At 65.3% G+C, this 2871-nt stretch carries 2 protein-coding genes; both read right to left on the bottom strand.

Features of this window, described 5'->3' with window-relative positions:
* Positions 1 to 1997 (bottom strand): HAMP domain-containing methyl-accepting chemotaxis protein (locus A5906_RS31480; protein WP_080139071.1); only part of this gene is annotated, 1997 nt, incomplete at its 3' end.
* 304 nt (positions 1998 to 2301) lie between these two features.
* Positions 2302 to 2871, bottom strand: a 570-nt coding sequence (locus tag A5906_RS31475; protein ID WP_245326723.1) for a methyl-accepting chemotaxis protein, incomplete at its 5' end; no start/stop codon positions are given.

Genomic DNA, 2871 nt, shown 5'->3' with positions numbered 1-2871 from the left:
ACCGAGCTCAGGAATTTTGCGACTTCCTGCTTCAGCCGGTTGCTGTCCGCCGACAGCGAGCGCGCCGCCGAGAGCACCTGCGAGGAGGCAGACCCCGTTTCAGAGGCCCCGCGTTGGACGTCACCGATGTTGGTCGAGACGCGCTGGGTGCCATGGGCCGCCTGCTGGACGTTGCGGGAGATCTCCTGTGTCGCCGCGCCCTGCTGCTCCACCGCGGCAGCAACCGTCGACGAGATCTCCGACAGGCGTTCGATGGTGCCGCTGATCTCCCGGATGGAGCCGACCGATTGCTCGGTGGCGGCCTGGATGCTGGAAATCTGCTGGCCGATCTCGCCGGTGGCTTTCGCTGTCTGCTCGGCCAGCGCCTTGACCTCGGAGGCGACCACGGCAAAGCCGCGGCCGGCATCGCCGGCGCGCGCGGCCTCGATGGTCGCATTCAGCGCAAGGAGATTGGTCTGGCCCGCGATGGTGTTGATCAGCTCGACCACGTCGCCGATGCGGGCGGCAGCCTTGGACAATTCGCCGACGCGCTCGTTGGTCCGGCTCGCCTGGCCGACAGCTTCGCTGGCGATGCGAGCGGATTCCTGCACCTGGCGCGCGATCTCGGAAACCGAGGAAGACAGCTCTTCGGTCGCCGATGCAACCGCCTGAACATTGGCCGAAGCTTCCTGGGAGGCGCTGGCGACCTCCGTCGACAGGTCCTGGGCGCGCGTAGCCGTCGTGGTCAGAGTGCCAGCGGACGCCTCGAGTTCGCCGGACGCCGACGACACCGTATCCACGATCTCGCCGACGGCACGTTCGAACTGATTGGCCAGGTTTTTCATGTCAGCCTTGCGGCTCTCGGCCTGCCGGGCCTCGACCTCGACCTGCTCGTGGCGCAGGCGCTCGGTCTCGACCATGCTCTCTTTGAACACCTGGATCGCCTTGGCCATGGCGCCGATCTCGTCGCGGTTCCCACGGCCGGGAATCTCGACCTTGAGATCGCCACCGGCCAGCCGCCCCATCGCGCGGGTCATCGTGGTCAGCGGTCCGACGATGCTGCGGGCGATCAGGAAGGCGACGAGCCCGCCGAACAGAACGGCAAGTCCGCCGGCGACTTCCTGAATCCAGGTCGTGTTGGCAATGACGCCATCGGCCGCCGCGCGCGACTTCTGGTAGTCGGCCTTCAATCCGGTCTCCGCCACCTTGAGCTTGTCGACGCTGTCGTTGATCAGGGGAGCGATCTCGTTGCGATAAATTTCATCGGCCTGGAGGATTGCGGCAGAGGTCGTCTCGAAAGCCGCCTTGTAAGCCGAAAGCGAGCTCTTGACCGGCCCGAACCCGGCCTTGACCTCGTCCGGCAGGCCGGCCCCCTCCAGCGACTTGAGCGCTTGCTGCGCCCGATCGACATTGGTCCTGAAGGTCGCCGGTCCCTTTGCGTCGCGGACGGCGAGGAAGCGCCAGTTTGCGACACGAACCAGCAGGATCTTGGATTCAAGATCGGAGACAGGAGCGCTCACGCTGGTATCGCCGGTTTCACGCGCGGCATCGACCAGCTTGCCGGTGTTGGCGGTCAGTTGATCGCCGCCGGCGAGCAGGACGGCCTTGCCCTTGGTGGTCTCGTTGACGGCGGTGCCCAGGCGCTCGCGCTGGGACTTCAACTTTTCGATGTCGCTGGTGAGGCCGTTGTAGATCTTGAGCCGCTCGTCCGAGATCGTTGACTTCGCTGCGGCCTTCAACAGCTCCACCGTCGCCACCTCCCGCTCCGCGGCTTCCTTGAAGGCCGGCTCGTTGGCGTCATAGATGTAGCGGAGATTGGCGCGCCGCAGCGCCTGGAGGTTGATCGAGATTTCCTGAACGCGCGCGGTGTTGTCCGACAGAGCGGACAGCCGCGTCATCTGGGCTTGAACGGCCCACAAATTCCAGACCGCGACCGCGGCCATGACCAGGCCAAGGACCACGAGAACCGAAAATCCAGCGTACAGACGCCCCCGAATTCCCAAACGCAAGCTCGGCATCACTGTCCACCCATGGCAGGAAGATAAAGACAAGCAGCCGACGACCTACTCGCGATTGCAACGACGGCTCGTCGTCGCAATCCACGCCCCCGGGAATCGTGCCGCACCGCCGCACATTGCGGAACAAGTGTTAATTGAGGCTGTATTTTACCGGTGTCGAATACGGAGAAGCCCTCGACGGCATCCCCGTCGTCTGCTCCGGTTGAACAAGAGCTGGGCAGTGCCCGCGCACAGGTTGAGCCTGATCACGCCAAACATCGCTTCAGGTCCACGCGCATGCGCGCGGACCTTTGCTTTTGAAACGTCAGGCGGCGTGGACCGAGCTCAGGAATTTTGCGACTTCCTGCTTCAGCCGGTTGCTGTCCGCCGACAGCGAGCGCGCCGCCGAGAGCACCTGCGAGGAGGCAGACCCCGTTTCAGAGGCCCCGCGTTGGACGTCACCGATGTTGGTCGAGACGCGCTGGGTGCCATGGGCCGCCTGCTGGACGTTGCGGGAGATCTCCTGTGTCGCCGCGCCCTGCTGCTCCACCGCGGCAGCAACCGTCGACGAGATCTCCGACAGGCGTTCGATGGTGCCGCTGATCTCCCGGATGGAGCCGACCGATTGCTCGGTGGCGGCCTGGATGCTGGAAATCTGCTGGCCGATCTCGCCGGTGGCTTTCGCTGTCTGCTCGGCCAGCGCCTTGACCTCGGAGGCGACCACGGCAAAGCCGCGGCCGGCATCGCCGGCGCGCGCGGCCTCGATGGTCGCATTCAGCGCAAGGAGATTGGTCTGGCCCGCGATGGTGTTGATCAGCTCGACCACGTCGCCGATGCGGGCGGCAGCCTTGGACAATTCGCCGACGCGCTCGTTGGTCCGGCTCGCCTGGCCGAC

Source organism: Bradyrhizobium sacchari (genome assembly GCF_002068095.1).
Classification (GTDB): domain Bacteria; phylum Pseudomonadota; class Alphaproteobacteria; order Rhizobiales; family Xanthobacteraceae; genus Bradyrhizobium; species Bradyrhizobium sacchari.
Note: the sequence above shows the minus strand (reverse complement) of the source record. Positions and strands in the feature narration are given on the sequence as shown.